Genomic DNA, 24,355 nt, shown 5'->3' on the forward strand with positions numbered 1-24,355 from the left:
GGGGCATGGTTTTAGCGACTCAGGCTGATGTGGCGACAACCAAATTCGTTGGCTAGGTGAATAACGATGACCGCGCCTGCTTCCTCTGCGACGAAACCCGGTTTCGGGTCGGGTCACCCGTCCGAGCCCGTCGTCGCACACATCCTGTCGCATCCCGGCGTTCAGCGCACGCCGAGCGCCAAGCTGACCTTGTTCCAACAGCGCGGCTTTCTGCTGCCAGACCTATGTGCCGATTTGATCGCGCTGATCGACGCGCGCCGCCGCCCGTCGACGGTGTCGGATTATAATGGCGACGACGCCTATCGCACGAGCGAGACATGCGACCTCGACTCCGCGATTCCCGTCGTCGCCGAGGTCGAGCGGCGGATCATCGAGTTCATCGGGCTCGACGCGGCGCATGGCGAACCGATCCAAGGGCAGCGCTACGCCGTCGGGCAGGAGTTTAAGGGCCACACCGACTATTTCGAGCCGCAGGGCCTCGACTTCCACAAATTCTGCGCGGTCGCGGGCAACCGCACCTGGACGGTGATGCTCTACCTCAACGAGCCCGAGGCCGGCGGCGCGACTCGCTTCAAGGCGATCGACAAGACGATCCAGCCGGAGATAGGCAAATTGCTCGCGTGGAATAACCTTCGCCCCGATGGATCACCCAACCCGAGCACCATCCATCAGGGGATGAAGGTGCGTGCAGGCGTCAAGTACGTGATAACCAAATGGTTTCGCGAACGGCGCTGGGGGTTCAGCGAGGCCTGACCGTCACCGAACCGTCACAAGAGTCTCCAAAGCTTCATCCAACCGTTACGCACGCGTCACGCAACTGACCCCGAAGAGTCGCGCGGCCTTCCTAGAGCAGCCTTCGACGAGGCCACGCGGGGGATACCGATTCGCGGGCGGATCGTCGGCACTTTGATCGCTTGGCGACGCTTCGCCGCGCCACTCTGGGGACCGAAAACATGTACGCTGACCGACGCCTTCGCGCTCATCTGCTGCTGGGCAGCGCGCTGCTGGCCTTCACCGCCACGCCCGCGCTCGCGCAGACCACGCCGGCCACGCCACAATCGACGCCAACCCCCGCGCCGGCATCCACCGACGACAATGGCGAAGGCTTGAAGGACATCGTCGTCACCGCGACCAAGGTCTCGACCAACCTGCAGAAGACGCCGATCTCGATCAGCGTGGTCGACACCAAGGCGCTCGCCGACCGCCACGTCCTCAGCCTGTTCAACCTGGCCGACGGCTCGGTCCCGTCGCTGCGCGTCGCGACGTTCGAGGCGCGCCAGTCGGCGCTGACTATCGGCATCCGCGGCATCGTCCCCTACGACCAGAACCAGACCGCGCGCGATGGCGGGGTCAGCGTCTATATCGACGGGGTCGCGCTGGGTAAGACGCAGGGGCTCAACGCCGCGCTGTTCGACATCGAGCGGATCGAAGTGCTTAAGGGGCCGCAGGGCACGCTGTTCGGCCGCAACACGGAAGGCGGCGCGCTGTCGCTCGTCACCAAGGCGCCGACGGGTGAGCTCGGCGGCAACTTCACGGCCGGCGTCGGCAACTACGGCAGCCGCAACGCCAACTTCAACATCGACCTGTCCGAGTTCTTGGGCTTTTCGTTCAAGTTCGACGGCGTCTACCAGCACCAGGACGCGACCGTGAAGGATCCGCTCGCGGGCTCGACCGGCTGGAATTATTACGACCGCAAGGGTGGCCGGGTCGCGGCGCGCTGGAAGCCGTTCAGCGGGTTCACCGCCGACTTCGCCTATGACTATGCGAAGGACGACAATACCCCGCAATACAGCCAGCTGCTTAACTACAACCCGAACGGCTACACCGTCGGCACGTTCGTCAACCCGCTGACCGGCACGGTCGACGCATCGCCGACGCTGTATCTGCCGGGCACCCCGGCCGGCATGGCCGGCACCAAGTGCGGCGGTACCATAACCGCCGGCGCGACGACGCCGATCTGCATCGCGCCCAAGGCACCGCTCGTCGGCGTTCATCCCGGCCGCCAGACCGTCGCCGATGTCGGTGTGCCGCAGCAGCCGAGCGTCGACATCACGCATGGTTTCTCGGCGAACCTGCGTTACACCGCCGCACCGTGGCTCGAGTTGCGCTCGATCACCGCGTGGCGTGGCGTTTCCACCGACCAGTGGGATAACTCGGGCGGGCCGGAGCGCGTGACGTTCCAGCCCGGCGTTTCGGCGTCCACGGGCCTGTTCAGCCGCTACAGCCTGTCGTACCTCCGCCAGCACCAGTTCAGCCAGGAACTCCAGGCAGTCGGCAGCTTCGACAAGTTCAATTACGTCGTCGGTGCCTACTACTACACCGAGCATGCTACCGAATATGCGGCGACTCCGTCGAGCAATCAGTGGAACATCGACGGCACGGCTTACACGATCCGCAGCCCGATCGTGACCGGCACCGTCACCTCGGCCAATTCGGGTTATCAGCCTTATGCGGCGTCATGCATCAACACGCTGGCGACCACCGTCCCGCAGTTCGCCAACAGCTGCCAGTTCATCACGCGCGCCAGCGAAGCGTATGACCACAACTACTCGCTGTTCGGCAATCTCACCTATTCGCCGATGGACACGGTCCACATCTCCCTCGGCGGGCGCTGGACCAGAGACAAGCGCCGTGGCCAGCTCTATGTCGTGAACAATCGCGCCGACCTTGTTACCGCCGGCACCGTGTCACCGTTCACGTTTTCGAACAGCATCAGCCGGTTCGACCCGATGGTGAACATCGCGATCGACGCGACGCCGGATGTCCACCTCTACGCCAAATACTCGACCGGCTTCCGCGCCGGCGGCGCCAACGACCGGTCGCAGCGCTTCGACCAGTTCGGGCCGGAATCGGTGAAGTCGTACGAAATCGGTCTCAAGACCGATTTCTGGGAGCATCGCGGGCGCTTCAACCTGGCCGGCTACATCATGGACCGGACCAACACCCAGTTCGACTTCGACATTTATGATACGCAGGCAGGCAGCCCGACCTTCAACAGCCATATCGAGCAGACGGTGAACGCGGGGAGCAGCAAGATCCGCGGCATCGAAGCCGACCTGACGTTGAAGCCGATCCCGCAGCTGCAGCTGTCGGCGTCGTACGCCTACACCTACTGGAAGGCGCCATCGGCGGTGAACCCGACGCTGGGCGGCCCGCCGCAGCAGTTGTACATCGTCTACACACCGAGGAATGCGGCGTCGGGCGCGATCGACTTCGAGCAGCCGGTCGGCGGCGGCAGCGCCAAGGTGCGCGTCCACCTCGACGCGAACTATGCGAGCAGCCAGTATAGCTTCCAGCTCGAGCCGACCAAGACCGACCCCAGCTTCATCGTGAACGGCCGGATTTCGCTGGCGGACATCGCCGTGTCGGCCAACGACAAGGCCACGCTGGCATTCTGGGTGCGCAACCTGTTCGACCGGACGTACATCTATCGCCGGTCGGCGGCGAACTCGGCGCCGGTGCTCAACTATTGCGGCAGCAACGGCTTGAACGGCGCCACGCCGTGCACGCCGAACACGCTGATCTCGACCAACTATGGCGGCATCCTGGGCGACTACGGCAACCTCAACCCGCCACGGACCTGGGGTTTCGAGCTCAGCGCTAAATTTTGATTTTCCTCTCCGGAAAAACACTAAGGGGCGGCCTTCGCGGGCCGCCCTTTCTTTTGCGCGGGCGTACAGCGAGTACGCGAAGCAGCCTCGTCTGACGGCGTGGTGTTCTGGTGCAGGAATGGATGCAGCGCCGCGGCAAAGCCGCGGCGTCGGACCTCGGCGACGCCGAGGCCGGCCGCGCTTGGCGGGCCTGCGGATTAGCTTCGCTAATCCGTCTCGCCGCCGGCGCGATGGTGGGCGCGACAGGGATTGAACCTGTGACCCCACCCGTGTGAAGGGTGTGCTCTACCGCTGAGCTACGCGCCCCGATCCCGTCGGGAGAGCGCGCCTTAGAGAGCGGCGCGCAGGCTGTCCAGCCGCTTTAGTTGACCGAGTCCTTCAGGCCCTTGCCCGCCTTGAACTTGGGCTGGGTCGACGCCTTGATCGTCATCGGCTCGCCGGTGCGCGGGTTGCGGCCGGTCGACGCCTTGCGCTTCGACACGGAGAAGGTGCCGAACCCGACCAGGCGGACCTCGTCGCCCTTCTTGAGCGAACCGCTGATCACGTCGAACACGGCCTCGACCGCTTTCGAGGCATCGCCTTTGCTCAGGCCGGCCGTGTCGGCGACAGAAGCGATCAGCTCTTGCTTGTTCATCGGACTCGAAACCCCCGTTTTGAGTTTGCTGTCGGTAAGAGACTCGCCGTTGGCGGCAAGTCGCGCAGTAAGGCGATTGACCCCAGCCGAGTCAAACCGAATCCGCCGCAAATCCAATCCCGTCGGGGGAATTTGCGGCGGACCGTTTCGGTTGCGGATCGAGGCCCCTAATGGTGCATTTCGCCGGCGGGCGCGATCGGCGCGGGTGGTTGCGCGGCCAATTCGTCCGCTTCGGTCCAGTCGATCGCTTCGAGCGGCCCGGTCAGCGCAAGTCGCAGCACTTCGTCGACATGCTCGACCGGCACGATCTTGAGCGCGCTCAGGATGTTCGCCGGAATTTCGGCGAGATCCTTCTCGTTCTCCTTGGGAATCAGCACGGTCTCGATCCCACCGCGCATCGCCGCGAGCAGCTTTTCCTTCAAGCCACCGATCGGCAGCACGCGCCCGCGCAGCGTGACCTCGCCGGTCATCGCGACTTCGCGTCGCACGGGCACCCCGGTCAGCGTCGAGACGATCGACGTCACCAGCCCGACGCCCGCTGACGGCCCGTCCTTCGGCACCGCGCCCTCGGGCAAGTGGACGTGGATGTCCTTGCGCCCGAACAGGCTCGGCTTGATGCCGTAGGACGGCGACCGCGCCTTGATGAAGCTCATCGCGGTCTCGGCCGACTCCTTCATCACCTCGCCGAGTTTGCCCGTCAGCTTGATTGCGCCTTTCCCGGGCACCGTCACGCTCTCGATCGTCAGCAACTCACCGCCGACCTCGGTCCAGGCGAGCCCGGTGACCGCGCCGATCTGATGCTCGGTTTCCGACAGGCCGTGACGATACTTCTGCACGCCGGCGAATTCGTGAAGGTTGTCGGGCGTGATCGTCACGCTCGTCACCTTGCCCTCGAGGATCTGGCGGAGCGCCTTGCGCGCCAGCTTGGCAATCTCGCGTTCGAGTGTGCGGACCCCCGCCTCACGCGTGTAGCGCTGGATCAGCGCGCGCAGGCCTTCGTGGGTCAACTCGAACTCGTCGGGCTTCAGGCCATGCGCCTCGATCTGCTTCTGGAGCAGGTGCCGTTCGGCGATCTCGACCTTCTCGTCCTCGGTATAGCCCTCCAGGCGGATGATCTCCATGCGGTCGAGCAGCGGCTGCGGCAGGTTGAGCGTGTTCGCGGTGGTCACGAACATCACGTCCGACAGGTCGATGTCGATTTCGAGATAATGATCGTTGAACTTGTTGTTCTGTTCGGGGTCGAGCACCTCAAGCAGCGCAGAGGCGGGGTCGCCGCGGAAATCCTGGCCGAGCTTGTCGATCTCGTCGAGCAGGAATAACGGGTTTGACGCCCCCGCCTTCTTGAGGTTGGTGACGATCTTGCCCGGCAGCGAGCCGATATAGGTGCGCCGGTGGCCGCGAATCTCGGCCTCATCGCGCACGCCGCCGAGCGACTGGCGGATGAACTCGCGCCCCGTCGCCTTGGCGATCGACTTGCCGAGCGAGGTCTTGCCGACGCCGGGAGGCCCGACGAGGCACAGGATCGGGCCCTTGAGCTTGTTGGTCCGCGCTTGCACCGCGAGATATTCGACGATCCGGTCCTTGACCTTCTCGAGCGCGTAATGGTCCTCGTCGAGCACCGCCTGCGCCGCCGCAATATCCTTCTTGAGCTTGGACTTCTTGCCCCACGGGAGACCGAGCAGCACATCGAGATAGTTGCGCACGACGGTCGCCTCGGCCGACATCGGCGCCATCGTCTTCAATTTCTTGAGCTCGGCGGTCGCCTTGGTGCGCGCTTCCTTCGACAGCTTGAGCGTGGCGATCTTCTGCGTCAGCTCGGCGATCTCGTCGCCGTCGCCTTCCTCGCCCTCGTTGCCGAGTTCGCGCTGGATCGCCTTCAGCTGCTCGTTGAGGTAATATTCGCGCTGGGTCTTCTCCATCTGGCGCTTGACCCGCGACTTGATCTTCTTCTCGACCTGCAGGACGCCGAGCTCGCCTTCCATGAAGGCATAGACCATCTCGAGCCGCTTCGACTGGTCGAGCTCGACCAGCAGCGACTGCTTGTCGGCGACCTTGATCGCAATGTTGCCGGCGATAGCGTCCGACAGATGGCTGGCGATGTCGATCTCCGAAAGCTGAACGGCTGTTTCGGCGGGCAATTTACGGTTGAGCTTGGAATAATTTTCGAACTGCTCCACGACCGATCGCATCAACGCAGCAATTTCGACACCCGACATCGGCGGCTCGTCGATCCGCTCGATCGTCGCGGTCAGGTGATCGCCGCTGCCCGACAATTCCTTCAGCGTCGCGCGTGCCTTGCCTTCGACCAGCACGCGCACCGTGCCGTCGGGAAGCTTGAGCAGTTGCAGGATCGTCGCGACGACGCCCATGTCATAGAGGTCGTCTCGTCCAGGGTCGTCCTGGCCGGGATCGAGTTGGGCGACGAGGAAAATCTCCTTGTCGGCGGCCATCGCGCTTTCGAGCGCCGCAACCGACTTGTCGCGGCCGACGAACAGCGGCACGATCATGTGCGGAAAGACAACGATGTCGCGCAGCGGCAGTACGGGGAAGGATTGGGTCATGGATACTCCGACGGCGCCCGATCCGGACGCATTTGCCCTCTTATATGGGAATGGTGAGCGAACCATCAATCGCACGCGCCGTTTTGCCGCAGCATTGCTGGGGATAAGCGCGGTGCTGGCGGTCGCGGCGAGTGCGGCGACCTTGCCGAAGAAAGGCGAACCGCCGATCAGCGCGCAGACGCAGCGGTCGGGCGGGCCGATCGATCCCGACCAGGCCAAGCTGCAATTCGACGTCGCCGATCTGGCGATGGAAGTGCTGCCCGAAACGGAGCAGATCAAGGGGCTCGCCCGCCTCGCCTTCACCGCCAAGGCGCCGATCGACAAACTGGTGATCGACCTCGACACCAACCTCGGCCCGACTGCGATCGCGATCGACGGCCAGCGGCTGCCCGCAACGGCGTTCGCCAATCCCGACGGGCGGCTGACGATCAAATTGCCCCGCACCTACGCAGCCGGTGAAAAACTGGTCGCCACGATCGCTTATGGCGGCACGCCGCACGTCGCGGTCAACGCGCCGTGGGACGACGGCATGGTCTGGTCGAAGACCAGGGACGGCCGCCCGTGGATCGCGAGTACCAGCGAGGGCTATGGCTGCGACATCCTCTGGCCCTGCCTCGACTTCCCGACCGGCGAGCCGGACAAGGTGATGCTCCACATCACCGTGCCCAAGGGGTTGAAGGCGCCGGCCAACGGCGTGTTCAAGGGGATGGATACCGAAGCCGACGGCCGCACGACGTGGAACTGGGAGGTGCGGCATCCGAACACCTATGCGATCGCGCTCAACATCGCGCCGTACGAGGTGATCGAGGGCAGCTACAAGAGTCGCTTCGGCAACACGATCCCGATGTTCTACTGGTACCTGCCGGGCGAGGAAGCGCAGGCCAAGGCGCTGTTCGCCGAATTCGCCCCGACGCTCGATTTCTACGAGGCTAACATCGGCCCCTACCCGTTCGGCGACGAGAAGGTCGGCGTGGTCGAAACGCCGCATCTCGGCATGGAGCACCAGACGATCAACGCCTACGGCAATGCCTATCGCAAGGCGCCCGAGGGGTTCGACTGGCTGTTCCAGCACGAATTCGGCCACGAATGGTTCGGCAACCAGATGACGGCGGCCAATTGGGACGATTACTGGCTGCATGAGGGATACGAGCAATACATGCAGCCCGCCTACGGCCTGTGGCGCGAAGGGTTCGCGCGATACGCGACGATGATGGACAAGCAGCGCAACCAGGTCCTCAACCTCGTCCCGATGGTGCGCGACCGCGAAGTGACCGAAGAGGAAGTCTACGAACTCGACAAGGGCGGGCCGGGCCAGGATATCTACAACAAGGGATCGTGGATGCTCCACACCCTGCGCTGGCTGATCGGCGACAAGGACTTCTGGGAGGTGACTCGGCTGGAGGTCTACGGGCGTACCGACCCCAAGCCCGGCAATTTCGCGCCACGCTACGGTTCGACGCGCGAATATCAGGGGTTCGTCAACAAGGTGACGGGCAAGGATTACGACTGGTTCTTCGACGTGTACCTGCGCCGCGCGGCGCTCCCCGAACTGGTCGAGGCACGGAGTGGCGACAAGCTGACCCTATTGTGGATCACGCCCGACAATCTCCCCTTCCCGATGCCGGTCGAGGTGATGGTCGGCGACAGACTGACCAAGGTGGCGATGCCCGACGGCACGGCGACGATCGACGCACCCGCCGATGCCCATGTCGTAGTTGATCCGTATGCCCGAGTGCTCAAGCGGTCGAAGGCGGTCGAGGATTATCAAAGGGGCCTGCGCAAGCCGAGTTGAAGAGGACAGGCGATGCTGAAGTATTTTCCGAACGACCCGGTCGGGCTGCCGGGTTTCTTCATGATCATGCTCTGGTTCGTGGTGTTCATTGCCGCACTGGCGGTGGCACGGGCGCGGGTGAAGCGCGTCGCGGCAGCGCCCATTTCGCAGAGTGCCCCGATCACGCGGCTGTGGATCGTCGTACAGGGGATCGGCATCGGCGCCGCAGGGTTCGGCCCGATCCGCATCGCGCTCGATCCATGGTCGATCACGGCGATCGTCGAGGCGATCGCGATCGCGCTGTTGATGGGTGGCGCGACCGCGCTGTTCAACGCCTCGTCGCGCGCGATGGGCGCGAACTGGGCGATCGTGGCGCAAACCCGTAGCGACCATGTCCTCGTCCAGACCGGCCCCTTCGCCTGGGTGCGCAACCCGATCTATGTCGCGATGACGCTGTTCCTGTTCGCGATGACGCTGGCGTTCGGGCATTGGCGCAACCTGATCGTCGCGGTCCCGGTCTTCGCGCTCGGGACGTGGATGCGCGTGGTGCGCGAGGAGGGGCTGCTGCGCAGGCAATTCGGCGCGGCGTACGATGACTATGCTGCGCGGGTGAAAAGGTTCATCCCTGGGCTATTCTAGGCCGGGCGCAGCATCGACCAGAATTTGGGACCGCCCCTGGGCACGTGCCATTCGCTCGTCACCTCGAAACCGAGCGATTGGTAGAGCCCGACGTTGCGCTCGGTCGCGGTCTCCAGATAGGCGGGCAGTCCGTCCCCCGCGACGCGCGCCAGCCCTTCGCGGATCGAGGCGCCGCCCAGTCCCTTCCCCTGTCGCGCCGGATCGACCCCGGCGATGTGGAGATACCAGTGCCGCTCGGGCGGAGCGTGCTCGTCGAGCGCAGCGCCCACGCGCATTGCGCGTGGTAAGGCCAGCCCCAGCGCGCCGAGCAGCGGGCCGGCGCGGCGCAGCGCGTCGAACAGGGTCGGCGCGGGCGTGCCCGGGCGCTGCCACAAGGTCGTGGCCTCGGCGTCCCCGGTGATCAGCCGCATCCCCGGCGCGTCGGCATCGAACAGCAGCGCGAACAGGCGCGGCAGACGCTTGGCGCGATCGCGCGGGTCGGGGAAGATATAGCTCATCGCCGGATCGTCGGCGAACGCGCGTGCCAGCATCGCCGCGACGGGTTCGCGATCGGCGAGAGCAGCGTCGCGTATCATACCGCCGCTTCGCACCCCTCGGGCTTCAGCACGCGCTCGGTCGACGCCGGATAGCGTTCGAGCATCGCCGCCGGGCGGATCGGCCGCGGCACGAACCCGCCGCCGCAATTGGGGCAAACGCCGGCGAGCAAGCCATCGACGCAATCGGCGCAAAAGGTGCACTCGAACGTGCAGATGCGCGCGTCCGCACTATCCGGCGGCAAGTCGCGGTCGCAACATTCGCAGTTGGGCCGCAACGCCAGCATCAGGCGGCGTCGCCGGTCTTTTCCTTCTTGGCATAGACCCGAATCGGCTCCTTGGTGCCCGCGACCACGTCCTTGTCGATCATCACCTCGTCAACGCCGTCCATGCCGGGCAGGTCGAACATCGTGTCGAGCAGGATGCCTTCGAGGATCGAGCGCAGCCCGCGCGCGCCGGTCTTGCGGTCGATCGCCTTCTTCGCGACCGTCACCAGCGCGTCGTCGGTGAAGCCGAGCTTCACGTCCTCCATGTCGAACAGCTTCTGATACTGTTTGACCAAGGCGTTCTTCGGCTCGGCGAGGATCTTCACCAGCGCGTCGGTGTCGAGGTCCTCGAGCGTCGCGATCACCGGCAGGCGTCCGACGAATTCGGGGATCAGCCCGAACTTGAGCAGATCCTCGGGCTCGACATTCTTGAGCACGTCACCAGTGCGGCGCTCGTCGGGCGCGGCGACATGCGCGCCGAAGCCCATCGATTTGCCTTCCAGGCGGTCGCCGATGATCTTTTCGAGGCCCGAGAACGCGCCGCCGCAGATGAACAGGATGTTGGTCGTGTCGACCTGGAGGAATTCCTGCTGCGGATGCTTGCGGCCGCCTTGCGGGGGGACGCTCGCGACGGTGCCTTCCATCATCTTGAGCAGCGCCTGCTGCACGCCCTCGCCCGACACGTCGCGCGTGATCGAGGGATTCTCCGCCTTGCGGCTGATCTTGTCGATCTCGTCGATGTAAACGATCCCGCGCTGCGCCCGCTCGACGTTATAGTCCGAGGCCTGGAGCAGCTTGAGGATGATGTTCTCGACGTCCTCGCCGACATACCCCGCCTCGGTCAGCGTTGTCGCATCGGCCATCGTGAACGGCACGTCGAGGATGCGCGCGAGCGTCTGCGCGAGCAGCGTCTTGCCGCATCCGGTCGGGCCGACGAGCAGGATGTTCGACTTGGCGAGCTCGACATCGGCGCCCTTCGCGCCGTGGTTCAGCCGCTTGTAATGGTTGTGCACCGCCACCGACAGCACGCGCTTGGCGCGGCGCTGGCCGATCACGTAATCGTCGAGCACGTCGCAGATTTCCTGCGGCGTGGGCACGCCCCCATCCTTCTTCGAGACGAGCGCCGACTTGGTTTCCTCGCGGATGATGTCGTTGCACAGCTCGACGCATTCGTCGCAGATGAACACCGTCGGGCCGGCGATGAGCTTCCTCACCTCGTGCTGCGACTTGCCGCAGAACGAGCAATAGAGCGTGCTTTTCGAATCGCCGCCGCTGAGTTTCGTCATTCAAATCTTCCTTCGCCCGAACCGGGCTTGAGCGCCGGGCAGTGTAACCCGACGCTCCCGAATACCACAATCACCAAAATCAGGCGTTTACGACGCTGCCGCTTAACCCCGTCTTACGCCGCGGGCGTCTCACCGTCGGCGGGCGCCGGGCGCTTGTCGAACACTTCGTCGACCAGCCCGAATTCCTTCGCCTCGTCGGCCTCGAGGAATTTGTCGCGGTCCATCGCCCGCTCGATCACCTCGAGCGGCTGGCCGGTGTACTTCGAATAGAGCGTGTTCATCCGGTGCCGGATGCGCAGGATTTCCTTGGCCTGGATCTCGATGTCCGACGCCATGCCCTGCGCGCCGCCCGACGGCTGGTGGATCATGATCCGCGCGTTGGTGAGCGCGACGCGCATCCCCGGCTCGCCCGCCGCGAGCAGGAAGCTGCCCATCGACGCCGCCTGGCCCATGCACACCGTCCCGACGCGCGGGCGGATGTATTGCATCGTGTCGTGGATCGCCATGCCCGCCGTGACGACCCCGCCCGGCGAGTTGATGTACATGAAGATGTCCTTCTTCGGATTTTCCGATTCGAGGAACAGCAGCTGCGCGCAGATGACCGAGGCCATCATGTCCTCGACCCCGCCGGTCACGAAGATGATGCGTTCGCGCAACAGCCGCGAGTAGATGTCGAAGCTGCGCTCGCCGCGGTTCGACTGTTCGATGACGATCGGCACCAGGCCACCGGTGATCGGGTCGACGCGAAAGCCCGGAGGCGCGAAATTGCCGGTGTCGAACGGGTTATGCATAGAAAGTCTCGTGGTCCTTATGCCCTTGCGAGAGCCTACATCGGCGCTCGGTTCGCGGGGCGCAAGGGGGGCACGTGGTGAATGGTCAGGCGCCGCGGTTCGCATTGGAAGATTACAAAGATTACACACTCTCCCCCGGGTTTTGACGCGGCCGAATGTTCCCAATGTTCGCACTCGCCATGGCGGCGCTCGGAAGGGCCATCGCCCCGAGACGCCGATATCGCTGGTTGACGGGCGAAATCCTACATTGCCAGCGCAATCTTGCGCCGTGGCGCGCCGCGTCCCAGATTGGCGCCGAAGGGGAGCGGTCATGAGCACGGTTCTGGTCACCGGCGGGTCCGGGTTCGTCGGCGGGCATGTCATCCTGCAATTGCTCGCGGCGGGGCACGAGGTGCGGACGACGGTACGCAACCTCGCCAAGGAAGACGCGGTGCGCGACACGCTGGCAAGTGCGGGCGCGACCGATCTTGGCAAGCTGACCTTCTTCGCCGCCGATCTCGAAAAGGACGCCGGTTGGGCAGAAGCGGTCGCGGGGTGCGACTATGTCCAGCACGTCGCCTCCCCCTTCCCGATCGCCCAGCCCAAGGACGAGAACGAACTGATCCGCCCCGCGGTCGACGGCACCTTGCGCGTCCTGCGCGCGGCGCGCGACGCCGGGGTGAAGCGCGTCGTCCAGACCTCCAGCTTCGCCGCGGTGGGGTACGGTCACGGGCACCGCGATACGCCCTACACCGAGGAAGACTGGACCGACGTCGACGGCCCCGCGGTCCAGCCGTACATGAAATCCAAAACGCTAGCCGAGCGCGCCGCGTGGGACTTTATCGCGCGCGAAGGCAACGGGATGGAGCTTGCCGTGGTCAACCCGGTCGGCATCTTCGGCCCGGCGCTCAACAACGACCTGTCGACCTCGATCGAGCTGGTCAAGCGGATGCTCGAAGGCGCGCTTCCGGGCGCGCCCAGGCTCTACCTCGGCGCGGTCGACGTGCGCGACGTGGCGGGGCTACAGGTCAAGGCGATGACCGACCCGGCGGCCGCGGGGCAGCGCTTCCTGGCGGTCGCGGACGGCGCGCTGTCGATGTTCGAAATGTCCGAGATCCTGCGCCGCAACCTGGGCGACAAGGCCGCGAAGGCGAAATTCCGCGAACTGCCCGACTGGCTGGTCAAGCTGGTCGCGATCTTCAGCCCGCTGGCGCGCGAGGCGGTGCCGCGGCTGGGCATCAAGGGCGAGGCGAGCAACGAAAAGGCGCGGCGCGTGCTCGGCTGGCAGTTTCGCTCCAACGACGAAGCCATCGCCGCGTCGGGCGAGAGCCTGTTCGCGCTGGAGATCGTCCGATGACCGGCGCCAACGACAATGCGCCGTGGCACGCGCACATCTATTACGAGCCGAGCGATCGCGACACGGCGGAAGCGCTGCGCGGGCGGTTCGCGGAGATGATGACGGACGACGAACTGCCGATCCTGTTCGTCGGACGGATGACCGACCGCCCGGTCGGCCCGCACCCGATCCCACAATTCGAGATTCATTTCCCGGCGAGCGCGGGCGGCGTGGTGACGCGGGCGATCGAGCAGACGGGGTTGCGCGCGCTGATCCACCCGCTGACCGACGACGACGTCGCGGACCACACGAGCCTGGGGCACTGGATCGGGGAGCCCCTCGCGCTGGACCTGGCCGTGCTCGACCCGCCGGGCGAGAACAAGGGCGTCAAGCGGTTCGGGAAGAGCGACTTCTAGCGCCGGTGCTGAGCGATGGAGCAGCGGGTCAGCGGCCAACCCAGCCCATCCAAATAAGCGCGCCATGCATCATCATCACAAACACGGCGACGATCAGGATTCCGCCGGATATCAAGACGATGTCCGCGATCCTGCGCTTCATCATACCGACTTTTCACCGCCCGGCGCCTTATGCGCCAGATACGCCAGCCGACGAACCTCGCGCCGTCCCCGCACCACCGTGTCGAGAATCAGGCCAGCGAAGAAGCATAACGCCGCAAGGATGATCAGCCCCGTCGCCAGGATCGCGGTAGGCAAGCGTGGGACGAGGTGGGTGTGCATGTACGTCACCGCGAGCGGGATCGCGAGGATCACGGCGAGCGCGGCGAGCAGCGCGCCGATGCTGCCGAAGAACAGCAGCGGCCGCTCGATGCGGTAGAGCGTGGCGATCGTCTTGGTGATCCGCCAGCCGTCGCCATAGGTGTTGAGCTTCGACACCGATCCCTCGGGCCGCGCGAAATAGCGCGTCTCGACCTCGCCCACCGGCATGCGCAATTCGAGCGCATGGACGCTGATCTCGGTCTCGATCTCGAACCCCCCGGTCAGCACCGGGAAGCTTTTCACGAAGCGCCGCGAGAACACGCGATAGCCCGAAAAGATGTCGGTGAAGCTGCGCCCGAACAGCCCGGCGAGCAGCCCGGTCATCGCCTTGTTGCCCATCACGTGCCCGCGGCGATACGCCTCCGCCGCCTCATGGACGCGCGTGCCGACGACCATGTCGAGTTGCTCGTCGACCAGCCGCTCGACGAGTTGCGGCGCGGCCTCGGCGTCGTAGGTCGCGTCACCGTCGGCCATGACGTAGATATCGGCGTCGACGTCGGCGAACATGCGGCGGACGACGTTGCCCTTGCCCTGCATACGCTCGCTGCGAACGATGGCGCCCGCCGCGGTCGCGACCTCGACCGTGCGGTCCTTCGAATTGTTGTCGTAGACGTAGATCGCGGCGCCCGGTAGCGCTGCGCGGAACCCCGCGACGGTCTGCGCGATCGCGGCTTCCTCGTTATAGCAGGGCAGCAGGACTGCGATGCGTGGTTCTGTCATCCCGGCCGGCGCCCACCCCAATCAAAAACCCCGGCCCGTGATAGCACGGACCGGGGAAATTGTTACTTCTTCGCCGGCGCCTTCTTGGCGGCAGGCTTCTTGGCCGGCTCGGCCTTGGCGGCGGGCGCGGCCTTGGTCGCCGCCTTCTTCACGGGCTCCGCAGCCTTCGGCTCGTCCTTGGGCGCCGCAACCTTCTTGTCGGTCTTGGACGGCGCGGCCTTGGCGGCGGCCTTCTTCGCCGGTTCCTCGACCTTGGCAGCGGCCTTCTTCTTCGCCGCCTTGGGCTTGTGGTTGTCGTGGTCGTGGGTGTGCGTGCCGGTCGCGAAGCCGTCCTCGCTCTCGATCGCTTCCTCGAGCTCCTCGCGAGTCACGTCGCGGTCGCTGATCTCGGCCTTGCCGAACAGGAAGTCGACGACCTTGTCCTCATATAGCGGCGCGCGCAGCTGCGCGGCCGCCATCGGCTCCTGCTGGATGTACTGGATGAAGCGCTGCTGGTCTTCGGGACCGTATTGCTGCGCGGCCTGCGCGATCAGGCGGTTCATTTCCTGGCTCGTCACCTCGATGCCGTTGGCCTGGCCGATTTCGGACAGGAGCAAGCCAAGCCGCACGCGGCGCTCGGCGATCGCGCGGTAATCGTCCTTTTCCTTTTCCATCTCCGCCAGTGCGGCCTCGGGGTCAGGCTCGTGCGTCGCTTCGTGCTTCAGCTGTTCCCAGATCTGCGCGAACTCGGCCTCGACCATCGACGGCGGCACCGGGAAATCGTGCCCCGCGGCGAGCTGGTCGAGCAGCTTGCGCTTCATGTGCGTGCGCGTGAGGCCGTTCAATTCCTGCTCGACCTGGCCCTGCAGCAGCCCCTTGAGCTGATCGAGATCCTTGAGCCCCAGCGAGGTCGCCAGGCTGTCGTCGATCTTGGTCGTGCCCGCGGTCTTCACCGACTTGGCGACGAGGTCGAACGTCGCGGGCTTCCCGGCCAGTTCTTTCGCGCCGTAATCCTCGGGGAAGGTGACCTTGATCTGTTTTTCGTCGCCCGCCTTCATGCCGACGACCTGATCCTCGAAGCCGGGGATCAGGCGACCGCCGCCGATCTCGACCGCCATGTCGATGCCGGTGCCGCCGTCGAACGCGACGCCGTCGGCGGTCTTGCCGACGAAATCGACCGTGACGAGGTCGCCGTGCTTGGCCTTGTAGCCGTCCTTGGTATCGTCCCAGCTCTTCTGCTGGTCGGCGAACTTCTGGAGCTGCGCCTGCAGCGCGGCCTCGTCGGTCGGCACGCTCAGCCGCTCGAGCTTCAGCTTGTCGATCGCCGGGGTCGGCACGTCCGGCAGGATTTCCAGCTCGACCTTTAGCTCGGCGTCCTTGCCGGCTTCATAGTCGTTCTCGAGGTTGACCGACGGCTGCATCGCGGGGCGCAGCTTGTTCTTCGCGATCAGCGACTGGATGCCGTCCTGGATCGCCGCGTTGAGCGCGTCCTGCGTCAGCGCCGGGCCGTGCATCTTGCGGATCAGGTTCGCGGGCACCTTGCCGGGGCGGAAACCGGGCATGCGGATCTGCGGCGCGACCTTCCTGACCTCGGCATCGACCTTCGCGTCGATTTCCTTGGCGGTGATGGTGAGCGTGTAGGCGCGCTTCAGCCCTTCGTTCAACGTCTCGACAGTCTGCATTTCAGGCTTCGTCTTTCTCATGAATGTTTGCGACCCCTCGCTTGCGCTCGGGAGTTGCGCTGCCAAAAGCGTGCCCCGCACGCCTTTGAGTCAGCGCAACTGGTGCGGGCGAAGGGACTCGAACCCCCACATCTTGCGATACTGGAACCTAAATCCAGCGCGTCTACCAGTTCCGCCACGCCCGCTTGGGACACCGCCGGTCGGCGGCGTCTATAGCAAGTGCGCCCGTTGGGGCAACCCGGTTCGCATCGGCGCGTTGGGGATGCGAAAGGAACCCCCATGGCCACCCAGCCCCCGCCCGAATTCCCCGAGCCGAGCCAGCCCGGCACACCCGACACCGCACCGCCCGAGGTCACGCCGCCAGCACCCGATACCGACGTCCCCTCCCCTGGCGAGCAACCCACCGGCCCCGCCAACCCGCAGGGATAAGACGATGCCAGACCCCGATCCGCATCCCGACAGCCTACCCGACGAGGACAACGACAAGCGTGCCGACGTCGAACAGGCGACGGAGAATGAAGACGACGCCCAGCGCGGCGAAGTCCGCAACCAGGGCGCCAACGCGCAGTAGGATGGCGATGATCGCCACGGAAAAAAAGGGCACCGCCGAACGAGTCGGCGGTGCCCTTTTTTCAACCGCGAAGCGCGATCAGTTGGCCGGGCCGCTCACCTGCGTGCCGATGCACTGCTTCCAGGCAGCGCCGATGATGCCGAACTGGTTGCGGACCTCGGTCCGGCTACCCGTACCGCGCTCATGCACGGTGATCGCGATCGCCACGCCGCCATAGCCGTTCTTGATCAGCACGACGTGGCTGCCATCAGCCTGTTCGAGCGCCGGCACGTTGTTCTTGTTTTGCAGGCAGAACAGTACTTCCTTCGCCGACTTGTCCGATTCGTAGATCGCCGTTGGCGGCTTATCGAGCACCTTCTGGGTCGAGGCACAGCCGGCCAGCGCGACCGCGCTGCCGATCACTAACGATACTGCCAGTTTCACTCTTTTTCCCCTTATGAGCGTTGCGTTGTTCGCGTCCCAGCCGCGAGAGCTGGCACGATGCCGGATTGCGTAGAGGCGTGATCGATTGATGGACAAACCGCCGGGCAGACGCAGGACGGTCGCGTACAAACGTTGCCCTGCGGGCACCCGGCAAATCAAAGTCGCGCTATTCCCCCCTCGCCGCACCCCTCAGCGGCGTCACCATGCTGGCGTCAGAATATTCAGATCGCAAGGGAATTTTGAAGGGCGCGATTTTTCTCGCAGCGCGTGGCGCGTTCACGGCGATTTCACCCGCCGCGCCGACACGATCCGGACCGGCGCCACCGGCACCTCGCCCCGGAACGCGCCGCGGATCGACCCGGTCGGATTGTCGGGCGCGTCGAAGATCTTGAGCACGACATCCATCCCCTCGACCACTCGGCCAAATGCGGCATAGCCGAGGTTGTCGCCGGGCTTGGACGGATCGGCGTCCATCGACGGGCGCTGATCGCCGAGCATGATCGTGAAGTCGCCGCGCGCGCTGCCGGGGCGAAGCCGCGGCGTCGACAGCACACCGTCGAGATGCTGGATGCCGGTCAGCGTGGTCGGCTCGTGCTTGATCGGCGGCAGCACCTTGGCGGGGTCACCGTTGACGCCGAACTGGACGAACCCGAACCGATCCGCCGCCTTGACCACGCGATAAAAGGTGACGCCGTCGAGTTTCTTCATATCGACATAGCGCAGGAAATTGCCCGCGGTGATCGGCGCGCGCCTGGTGTCCGCCTCGACCACGATACGCCCGGCGGTGGTCTGGATCGCGACCAGCGGCAGGCCCGGAGTCGGCGGCGCGGGGGTGGCGGTCGGCGCGGGCGTGGTCTGCGCGAGAAGCGGAGCGGCCAGCATCCCCACGATGATTGTCACCAGCTTGCGCATGTAATCCCCCCGCCATTGCGAGCGCAGCGACGCAATCTATCGCGCGGCCCAACCGCTAGATTGCCGCGCGGCTGCGCCGCTCGCAATGGCGATTTAATCGGGCGACCAGCGATAGTGCGCGACGATGCGCTCGGGTTTTTCGGGATGCGGACCAGTGCTTTCGTGGACCATGCCGCGGCGCTCGTAGAACGCCCGGGCGCGCGCGTTCGCTTCCTGCGTCCACAAGGTGAAGCCGCCGGGCATCAGCCGCTTGGCCTCGGCGAACAACGCCTTGCCGACGCCCCTGCCCTTCCAGTCGGGGTCGAGGAAAATCTGGTCAAGCTTGCCCGGATGGGTCGCGAGCATGCCGATCACAGTGCCGGCCGTCTCGGCAACGGTGAGTGTCCAGTCGGGCTTGGCGAGATCAGCGGCGAGCCGTTCGCGCATCTCGGCGGGCGTCGGCGGGATGCCCTTTTCGAGGCCCGTCGACAGCCATCCCGCCAGCCATACGTCGGCAACCGCATCGAAATCCGCCGGGGTCGCCGGCCGGATCAGGATGTCGTTCAGGACAGCGCCTTCTTGAGCAGCTCGTTGACCACCGCCGGATTGGCCTTGCCCTGCATCGCCTTCATCGTCTGGCCGACGAAGAAGCCGAACAGCGCTTCCTTGCCGCCGCGATATTGTTCGAGCTGGCCGGGGTTCTTCGCGAGCACGTCGGCGATCACCGCCTCGATCGCCCCGGTGTCGCTGGTCTGCTTGAGCCCGCGTTCCTCGACGATCTTGCCGGGCGCGTCGCCGGTTTCGAGCATCACTTCGAACACCTGCTTGGCGAGACTGCCCGACAGCGTGCCGTCCGCGACGAGCGCGAGCAGCTCGGCGGCCTGACCCGGCAGCACCGGGCTTTCGCTGATGTCCTTGCCGATCCGGTTGAGCGCGCCGAACAGCTCCGACGACACCCAGTTCGCCGCGGCGACCGGCTTCGCGCCCTGATCGAGCAACGCGTCGAACCAGCGCGCGGTCTCGACCTCGGCGGTCAGGACGTTCGCCTGGTACGGGGTGATCCCCAGCCCTTCGTACCGCTTGCGCTTGGCGTCGGGGAGTTCGGGCAGGCTCGCCTTGCACTCGTCGAGGAACGCGTCATCGAGCTCGAGCGGGAGCAGGTCGGGATCGGGGAAATAGCGGTAATCGTGCGCGTCCTCCTTCGACCGCATCGACCGCGTCGTGCCGGTGTCGGGATTGAACAGCCGCGTTTCCTGGACGATCGACCCGCCGCCTTCGAGCACGTCGACCTGGCGCGATGCCTCGTGCTCGATCGCCTGCATGACGAAGCGGATCGAGTTGACGTTCTTGGTCTCGGTCCGCGTGCCGAACTCGCCACCGGGCTTGCGCACCGACACGTTGACGTCGGCGCGCATCGACCCCTGGTCCATGTTGCCGTCGCAGCTGCCGACATAGCGCAGGATCGAGCGCAGCTTGGTCAAATACGCCCCCGCCTCGGCGGGCGAACGCATGTCGGGGCGGCTGACGATCTCCATCAGCGCGACGCCCGAGCGGTTGAGATCGACGTAGGAGCGCGTCGGGTGCTGGTCGTGCATCAGCTTGCCGGCGTCCTGCTCGACATGGATTCGCTCGACCCCGATCTTTTTCGTGGACTCGGCCTCGCCCTCGAGCTCGATCTCGACCGAGCCTTCGCCGACCAAAGGATGGTAGAGCTGGCTGATCTGATACCCCTGCGGCAGATCGGCGTAGAAGTAATTCTTGCGGTCGAACCGCGACCATTTGTTGATCTGCGCGTCGATCGCCATCCCGGTGCGGACGGCCTGGCGGATGCATTCGCGGTTGGGCACGGGCAACATGCCGGGCATCGCAGCATCGACCAGCGACACTTGCGTGTTGGGTTCGGCACCGAACGCGGTCGCGGCGCCGGAGAACAGCTTGGCGTTCGAGGTGACCTGGGCGTGGACCTCAAGCCCGATGATCACTTCCCACTCGCCGGTCGCGCCGTGGATGCGGTACGAGGACGGGGCGGCTTTGCTGAGGACGTCGGTCATGCCCGCGCGAATAGCCGCAGCGCGGCGTCCGCCGCAAGGCTCAGGCGACGACGGTCTGCTCGAACAGCGAAAAACCGCGCGGCAGGCGGCGCGGGCGGGGGCGGCCCTGCAACTGCCCATCCACCGCGGCGATCGCGGCGATCAGGTCGGCGGGGCGGTAGGGCTTGGCGAGGCAGCCGCGCGCGAACGCCCTGCCCCCTTCCGGACAATCGCCGGTACAAAATATCACCGCCACACCGCGCGCATGGGCGTGGCGCGCGATGTCGATGCCGCTGCCGTCGGTCAGGTTGACGTCGACAAGCACGAGATCGATGTCGGCATTGGCCTCCAGCACCGCGATCGCATCGGCGACGCGATCGACCGTGGCGACGACCTCGAACCCTTCCTCCGTGAGCGAGTGTTCGTTGTCGAACGCGACCAGCGGCTCGTCCTCGACGACGAGGAGCCGCGAGATCACTCTTTTCTTCCGGCCAAACACCATGGTCGCTATCCTGAACTCGCACGCGGATCGTTACGTCCGCGCGTCGTTACGCTGCCGTCGCTTAACGCGCGGCAACGAAGTCGGGTGCAAATTTTAGGTTCGCCCCGGACAAAACGGTATATTGGCGCGACCATGCCCGCAGAAAAGAACACCGGCGATCAGCGGATCGCAAAATTATTGGCCCGCGCGGGCGTCGCCTCACGGCGCGAGGTCGAGCGGATGATCGCCGACGGGCGCGTTGCGCTGAACGGCGTGGCGATCGAGACGCCCGCGACCTTGCTCGCCTCGCTCGACGGGGTGACGGTCGACGGCAATCCGGTCGAGGCGCCGAGCGATGCGCGGCTGTTCCTCTATCACAAGCCGAGCGGGCTGTTGGTGACCGAGCGCGACCCCGGTGGACGGCCGACGATCTACGACCGCTTGCCCAAGGGACTGCCGCGCGTGGTGCCGGTCGGGCGGCTCGATCTGAATACCGAGGGGTTGTTGCTGCTCACCACCGACGGCGGGTTGAAGCGCCAGCTCGAGCTGCCCGCGACCGGGGTCGAGCGGGCGTACCGCGCGCGGGCCTATGGCAATGTGACGCAGGAACAACTCGAGGATTTGATCGAGGGCGTCGAAATCGAGGGGGTGCGCTACGGCTCGATCGATGCCAATCTGGAGCGGCGCACGGGCGCGAACGTGTGGATCGAGATGATCCTGACCGAGGGCAAGAACCGCGAAGTGCGGCGCGTGCTCGAACATCTGGGGCTGAAGGTCAGCCGCTTGATCCGCACGCGTTATGGCCCGTTCGTACTCGGCGATTTGCCGGTCGGCCAAGTCGGCGAGGTGCGGGCGCACGACGTCGAATCGTTCCGCAAGAACCCGACCCGGATCGATCTGCCGCAACCGGCACGGTCGCGCGAGGCCGCGGTGAAGTCGGTCGAGCCGCGCGCCGCGGCCACACCCACACCGCGTACCGCTGCGCCGAGGCGCGAGCCCGAGCGCCCCTCGGCCCGGCCGGCGCGCCCTGCCCGCCCCAGCAAGCCCGCCAAGGCACCGCGCCAGCGCGCCGACGGGTCGCTCGCGATCCGCGCTGGCGCGTCCGATACGTCGCGCAAAGCACGGTCGCGTAACTTCCGCGCGGAGCGGGGCGACGCCCCTGCCCGGCCGACCGCTCCGGCGAAGGGCCCGGCCGGCGGTCGCGGCAGACCCGGCGCGCGACCGCCGCGTAAGCGCCCGTAATGCGGATCATCGCCGGTACGTGGCGCGGGCGAGCGATCGCTGCGCCCAAGGGCGACGCGACGCGCCCGACCGCCGACCGCACGCGCGAGGCGTTGTTCTCGATGCTGGTCAGCCGGGTCGGCAGTTTCGAAGGGCTGGCGGTCGCCGATCTGTTCGCCGGCTCGGGCGCGCTGGGCCTCGAAGCGCTGTCGCGCGGCGCGGCGTCGTGTCTGTTCGTCGAGCAGGACAAGGCCGCGCTCGACGCTCTGCGCGCCAACATCGCCAAGCTCGGCGCGAAAGCCGACGTGCGCGCGCAATCGGTGATGGCGCTCGGCCCTGTCCCTGCGGCGCTCGATGTGGTGATGATGGACCCGCCCTATGGCACCGGCGCGGGCGCGGTGGCGCTCGACCGGCTCGCGCGGCTCGGCTGGGTCGGCCCGGCGACATGGGTGAGCATCGAGACCAAGCGCGACGAAGCGGTCGAGGTCGCCGGCTTCGCGATCGATGCCGACAAGATTTACGGTAAGGCGCGGGTGACGTTGCTGCGGCAACACTAACCCTCTCCCTTTCGGGAGAGGGTCGAGCGGCGAATGCCGCGAGGGGTGAGGGCTAGGTCGAAACGCTTTCGACCCTGCCTCACCCGGCTTCGCTTCGCTCCCCACCCTCTCCCGAAAGGGAGAGGGTTCAGGCCGCTTCCTTCACTCGCTTCGGCACGGGATTCGAAAACACCATCTCGTTGTCGACCGACCCGAACTTGAGCGCCATCAGGTCGAGCGCGTAATTCTGGTGGACCTTCCACGGCTTGCGCCCACCCTGCTTGGGGAATTTGTCCATCGCGCGCTGGACGTAGCTCGAGGTGAAGTCGAGGAACGGCTCCTCGCCCACCGCGCCGTTCGGAGTCGGCGTCGCCTGGCGCAGCCCGCGCTTCGTCATCGTGTTGAGCAGACGGCACACATAGGCGCAGGTCAGGTCGGCCTTGAGCGTCCACGAGGCGTTGGTGTAGCCGAACGACGACGCCATGTTGGGCACGCCCGAATACATCATGCCCTTGTAATTGGTGGTCTTCGACAGATCGACCGCCTTGCCGTCGACCGAGAATTGCACGTCGCTGAGCAATTGCAGCTCGAGCCCCGTCGCGGTGACGATCACGTCGGCGGGAAGCGTCTTGCCCGAGGCGAGCTTGATTCCCTCGGGCACGAAACGCTCGATCGTGTCGGTCACCACCTCCGCCTTGCCTTCGCGGATTGCCGCGAACAGGTCGCCGTCCGGAACGAGGCACAGGCGCTGGTCCCACGGATTGTAGCGCGGGGTGAAATGCGTCGCGATGTCCGCGTCGGGCAATTCCTCGCGCACCATGCCGAGCAGGCGTTCCTTGACTTTCTCGGGCTTCTTGCGCGCCATGCGGAAGAAGAACATCCCGAACAGCACGTTGCGCCAGCGGGTCAGGCCGTACGCCATCTTCGACGGGAGCTTGGCGCGCAGCCAGTTGGCCATCGCGTCCTCGGCGGGCCGGGCGACGATGTAGGTCGGCGAGCGCTGGAGCATCGTGATGTGCTTCGTCTTGGGCGCCATCGCGGGCACCAGCGTTACCGCGGTCGCGCCGCTGCCGATCACCACGACATTCTTGCCGCTGTAATCCAAGTCGGCGGGCCAGAATTGCGGATGGACGATCCGCCCGGCGAAGTCTTCGGCGCCCGCGAACTCGGGCGAATGGCCCTTGGCATAATTGTAATAGCCCGAGCACATGAAGAGGAAATTGCACGTCATCGTGACCGGCCCGTCGGGGCCTTGCGACGTCACCGTCCAGCGCGCCTCGTCGCTCGACCAGGCCGCCGTCTTGACGTGGTGGTTGTAGCGGATCTTCCGGTCGATCCCGTAGTCGGCGGCGGTGCGCTGGAGGTAGCTCAGGATGTTGGGCCCGTCGGCGATCGCCTTCGCCTCGGTCCACGGCCGGAACGCATAGCCGAGCGTGTACATGTCCGAATCCGACCGGATGCCGGGATAGCGGAACAGGTCCCACGTCCCGCCGAGCTGCCCGCGCCCTTCGAGGATCGCGTAGCTGCGGTCGGGGCACATCGTCTGCAGGTAATAGCCCGCGCCGATCCCCGAAATTCCCGCGCCCACCACCAGCACGTCGACATGTTCCATACGGCTACCCTCTCGCACCGTACCGG

At 65.7% G+C, this 24,355-nt stretch carries 24 protein-coding genes and 2 tRNA genes; 10 read left to right on the forward strand and 16 right to left on the reverse strand.

Annotation, left to right across the window (positions count from 1 at the left end; translation table 11 throughout):
- The first annotated feature begins 66 nt into the window (after positions 1-66).
- Together E7773_RS05425 and E7773_RS05430 are read left to right on the forward strand one after the other, a co-directional pair.
- Positions 67-753 (forward strand): 2OG-Fe(II) oxygenase, encoded by a 687-nt coding sequence (locus E7773_RS05425; protein ID WP_293989158.1) that lies wholly within the window; start codon positions 67-69, stop codon positions 751-753.
- 200 nt (positions 754-953) lie between these two features.
- On the forward strand, positions 954-3,611 hold the full coding sequence (locus E7773_RS05430) for a TonB-dependent receptor (RefSeq protein WP_293989161.1): 2,658 nt from the start codon (positions 954-956) through the stop codon (positions 3,609-3,611).
- A gap of 231 nt (positions 3,612-3,842) precedes the next feature.
- On the opposite strand, the gene E7773_RS05435 is transcribed toward E7773_RS05430, so the two are convergent.
- The 3 genes from E7773_RS05435 to lon form a co-directional block, all read right to left on the reverse strand.
- Positions 3,843-3,917: transfer RNA gene (locus tag E7773_RS05435), tRNA-Val, on the reverse strand.
- Between the two features lie 55 nt (positions 3,918-3,972).
- Positions 3,973-4,245 carry an HU family DNA-binding protein gene (locus E7773_RS05440; RefSeq protein ID WP_293989164.1) on the reverse strand — a complete coding sequence of 91 codons (273 nt, stop codon included), beginning with the start codon at positions 4,243-4,245 and terminating at the stop codon, positions 3,973-3,975.
- Positions 4,246-4,412: 167 nt separating this feature from the next.
- On the reverse strand, positions 4,413-6,806 hold the full coding sequence (lon, locus tag E7773_RS05445) for an endopeptidase La (protein WP_293989167.1): 2,394 nt from the start codon (positions 6,804-6,806) through the stop codon (positions 4,413-4,415).
- Positions 6,807-7,053: 247 nt separating this feature from the next.
- On the opposite strand from lon, the gene E7773_RS05450 reads away from it, so the two are divergent.
- Together E7773_RS05450 and E7773_RS05455 are read left to right on the forward strand one after the other, a co-directional pair.
- Complete coding sequence (locus E7773_RS05450) at positions 7,054-8,598, forward strand: M1 family metallopeptidase (protein ID WP_293989372.1); 1,545 nt, start codon at positions 7,054-7,056, stop codon at positions 8,596-8,598.
- Positions 8,599-8,610: 12 nt separating this feature from the next.
- Entirely contained in the window at positions 8,611-9,216 is a 606-nt protein-coding gene (locus E7773_RS05455) for an isoprenylcysteine carboxylmethyltransferase family protein (RefSeq protein WP_293989170.1), read from the forward strand.
- Here E7773_RS05455 and E7773_RS05460 read toward each other — a convergent pair.
- The 4 genes from E7773_RS05460 to E7773_RS05475 form a co-directional block, all read right to left on the reverse strand.
- Positions 9,213-9,791 carry a GNAT family N-acetyltransferase gene (locus E7773_RS05460; RefSeq protein ID WP_293989173.1) on the reverse strand — a complete coding sequence of 193 codons (579 nt, stop codon included), beginning with the start codon at positions 9,789-9,791 and terminating at the stop codon, positions 9,213-9,215. The genes E7773_RS05455 and E7773_RS05460 overlap by 4 nt on opposite strands.
- Positions 9,788-10,036: a DUF1272 domain-containing protein gene (locus tag E7773_RS05465; RefSeq protein ID WP_293989176.1), complete on the reverse strand. Its 249-nt coding sequence runs from the start codon at positions 10,034-10,036 to the stop codon at positions 9,788-9,790. Before E7773_RS05465 ends, E7773_RS05460 begins: the two co-directional genes overlap by 4 nt.
- Positions 10,036-11,301: an ATP-dependent Clp protease ATP-binding subunit ClpX gene (gene clpX / locus E7773_RS05470; protein ID WP_293989179.1), complete on the reverse strand. Its 1,266-nt coding sequence runs from the start codon at positions 11,299-11,301 to the stop codon at positions 10,036-10,038. The genes E7773_RS05465 and clpX overlap by 1 nt, the downstream gene beginning before the upstream one ends.
- A gap of 113 nt (positions 11,302-11,414) precedes the next feature.
- Positions 11,415-12,092 (reverse strand): ATP-dependent Clp protease proteolytic subunit, encoded by a 678-nt coding sequence (locus tag E7773_RS05475; protein WP_293989182.1) that lies wholly within the window; start codon positions 12,090-12,092, stop codon positions 11,415-11,417.
- Between the two features lie 310 nt (positions 12,093-12,402).
- Between E7773_RS05475 and E7773_RS05480 the strand changes: the two genes are divergently transcribed.
- Together E7773_RS05480 and E7773_RS05485 are read left to right on the forward strand one after the other, a co-directional pair.
- Positions 12,403-13,428, forward strand: coding sequence for an aldehyde reductase (locus E7773_RS05480; protein WP_293989185.1), 1,026 nt, complete (start codon positions 12,403-12,405; stop codon positions 13,426-13,428).
- The gene (locus tag E7773_RS05485; RefSeq protein ID WP_293989188.1) at positions 13,425-13,823 is read left to right on the forward strand and encodes a DOPA 4,5-dioxygenase family protein; all 399 of its coding nucleotides are present in this window, start codon (positions 13,425-13,427) and stop codon (positions 13,821-13,823) included. The genes E7773_RS05480 and E7773_RS05485 overlap by 4 nt, the downstream gene beginning before the upstream one ends.
- Before the next feature lie 141 nt (positions 13,824-13,964).
- Here E7773_RS05485 and E7773_RS05490 read toward each other — a convergent pair whose 3' ends face one another.
- The 3 genes from E7773_RS05490 to E7773_RS05500 form a co-directional block, all read right to left on the reverse strand.
- Positions 13,965-14,903 carry a glycosyltransferase family 2 protein gene (locus E7773_RS05490; RefSeq protein ID WP_293989192.1) on the reverse strand — a complete coding sequence of 313 codons (939 nt, stop codon included), beginning with the start codon at positions 14,901-14,903 and terminating at the stop codon, positions 13,965-13,967.
- Between the two features lie 62 nt (positions 14,904-14,965).
- A complete protein-coding gene (gene tig / locus E7773_RS05495; protein ID WP_293989196.1) occupies positions 14,966-16,564 on the reverse strand; it encodes a trigger factor in 1,599 nt (532 codons plus the stop codon).
- A gap of 100 nt (positions 16,565-16,664) precedes the next feature.
- Positions 16,665-16,749: transfer RNA gene (locus tag E7773_RS05500), tRNA-Leu, on the reverse strand.
- 94 nt (positions 16,750-16,843) lie between these two features.
- On the opposite strand from E7773_RS05500, the gene E7773_RS05505 reads away from it, so the two are divergent.
- Entirely contained in the window at positions 16,844-16,993 is a 150-nt protein-coding gene (locus tag E7773_RS05505) for a hypothetical protein (RefSeq protein WP_293989199.1), read from the forward strand.
- A gap of 4 nt (positions 16,994-16,997) precedes the next feature.
- Positions 16,998-17,135, forward strand: coding sequence for a hypothetical protein (locus tag E7773_RS05510; RefSeq protein ID WP_293989201.1), 138 nt, complete (start codon positions 16,998-17,000; stop codon positions 17,133-17,135).
- Between the two features lie 78 nt (positions 17,136-17,213).
- Here E7773_RS05510 and E7773_RS05515 read toward each other — a convergent pair whose 3' ends face one another.
- From E7773_RS05515 to E7773_RS05535, 5 genes are all read right to left on the reverse strand, one after another.
- Entirely contained in the window at positions 17,214-17,558 is a 345-nt protein-coding gene (locus tag E7773_RS05515; protein WP_293989204.1) for a hypothetical protein, read from the reverse strand.
- A gap of 276 nt (positions 17,559-17,834) precedes the next feature.
- Positions 17,835-18,470: a peptidylprolyl isomerase gene (locus tag E7773_RS05520; RefSeq protein ID WP_293989207.1), complete on the reverse strand. Its 636-nt coding sequence runs from the start codon at positions 18,468-18,470 to the stop codon at positions 17,835-17,837.
- 93 nt (positions 18,471-18,563) lie between these two features.
- Positions 18,564-18,896: a GNAT family N-acetyltransferase gene (locus E7773_RS05525; protein ID WP_293989210.1), complete on the reverse strand. Its 333-nt coding sequence runs from the start codon at positions 18,894-18,896 to the stop codon at positions 18,564-18,566.
- A 116-nt stretch (positions 18,897-19,012) separates the two neighbouring features.
- A complete protein-coding gene (gatB, locus tag E7773_RS05530) occupies positions 19,013-20,500 on the reverse strand; it encodes an Asp-tRNA(Asn)/Glu-tRNA(Gln) amidotransferase subunit GatB (RefSeq protein WP_293989212.1) in 1,488 nt (495 codons plus the stop codon).
- Between the two features lie 40 nt (positions 20,501-20,540).
- On the reverse strand, positions 20,541-20,981 hold the full coding sequence (locus E7773_RS05535) for a response regulator (protein ID WP_293989214.1): 441 nt from the start codon (positions 20,979-20,981) through the stop codon (positions 20,541-20,543).
- A gap of 132 nt (positions 20,982-21,113) precedes the next feature.
- Between E7773_RS05535 and E7773_RS05540 the strand changes: the two genes are divergently transcribed.
- Together E7773_RS05540 and rsmD are read left to right on the forward strand one after the other, a co-directional pair.
- On the forward strand, positions 21,114-22,202 hold the full coding sequence (locus E7773_RS05540; protein WP_293989217.1) for a pseudouridine synthase: 1,089 nt from the start codon (positions 21,114-21,116) through the stop codon (positions 22,200-22,202).
- Positions 22,202-22,738 carry a 16S rRNA (guanine(966)-N(2))-methyltransferase RsmD gene (rsmD, locus tag E7773_RS05545; RefSeq protein ID WP_293989220.1) on the forward strand — a complete coding sequence of 179 codons (537 nt, stop codon included), beginning with the start codon at positions 22,202-22,204 and terminating at the stop codon, positions 22,736-22,738. The genes E7773_RS05540 and rsmD overlap by 1 nt, the downstream gene beginning before the upstream one ends.
- 127 nt (positions 22,739-22,865) lie before the next feature.
- On the opposite strand, the gene E7773_RS05550 is transcribed toward rsmD, so the two are convergent.
- Positions 22,866-24,329, reverse strand: a complete 1,464-nt coding sequence (locus E7773_RS05550; protein WP_293989223.1) for an NAD(P)/FAD-dependent oxidoreductase — start codon at positions 24,327-24,329, stop codon at positions 22,866-22,868.
- Positions 24,330-24,355 lie beyond the last annotated feature (26 nt).

This window comes from Sphingomonas sp., from assembly GCF_004799495.1.
Taxonomy (GTDB): Bacteria; Pseudomonadota; Alphaproteobacteria; order Sphingomonadales; family Sphingomonadaceae; genus Sphingomonas.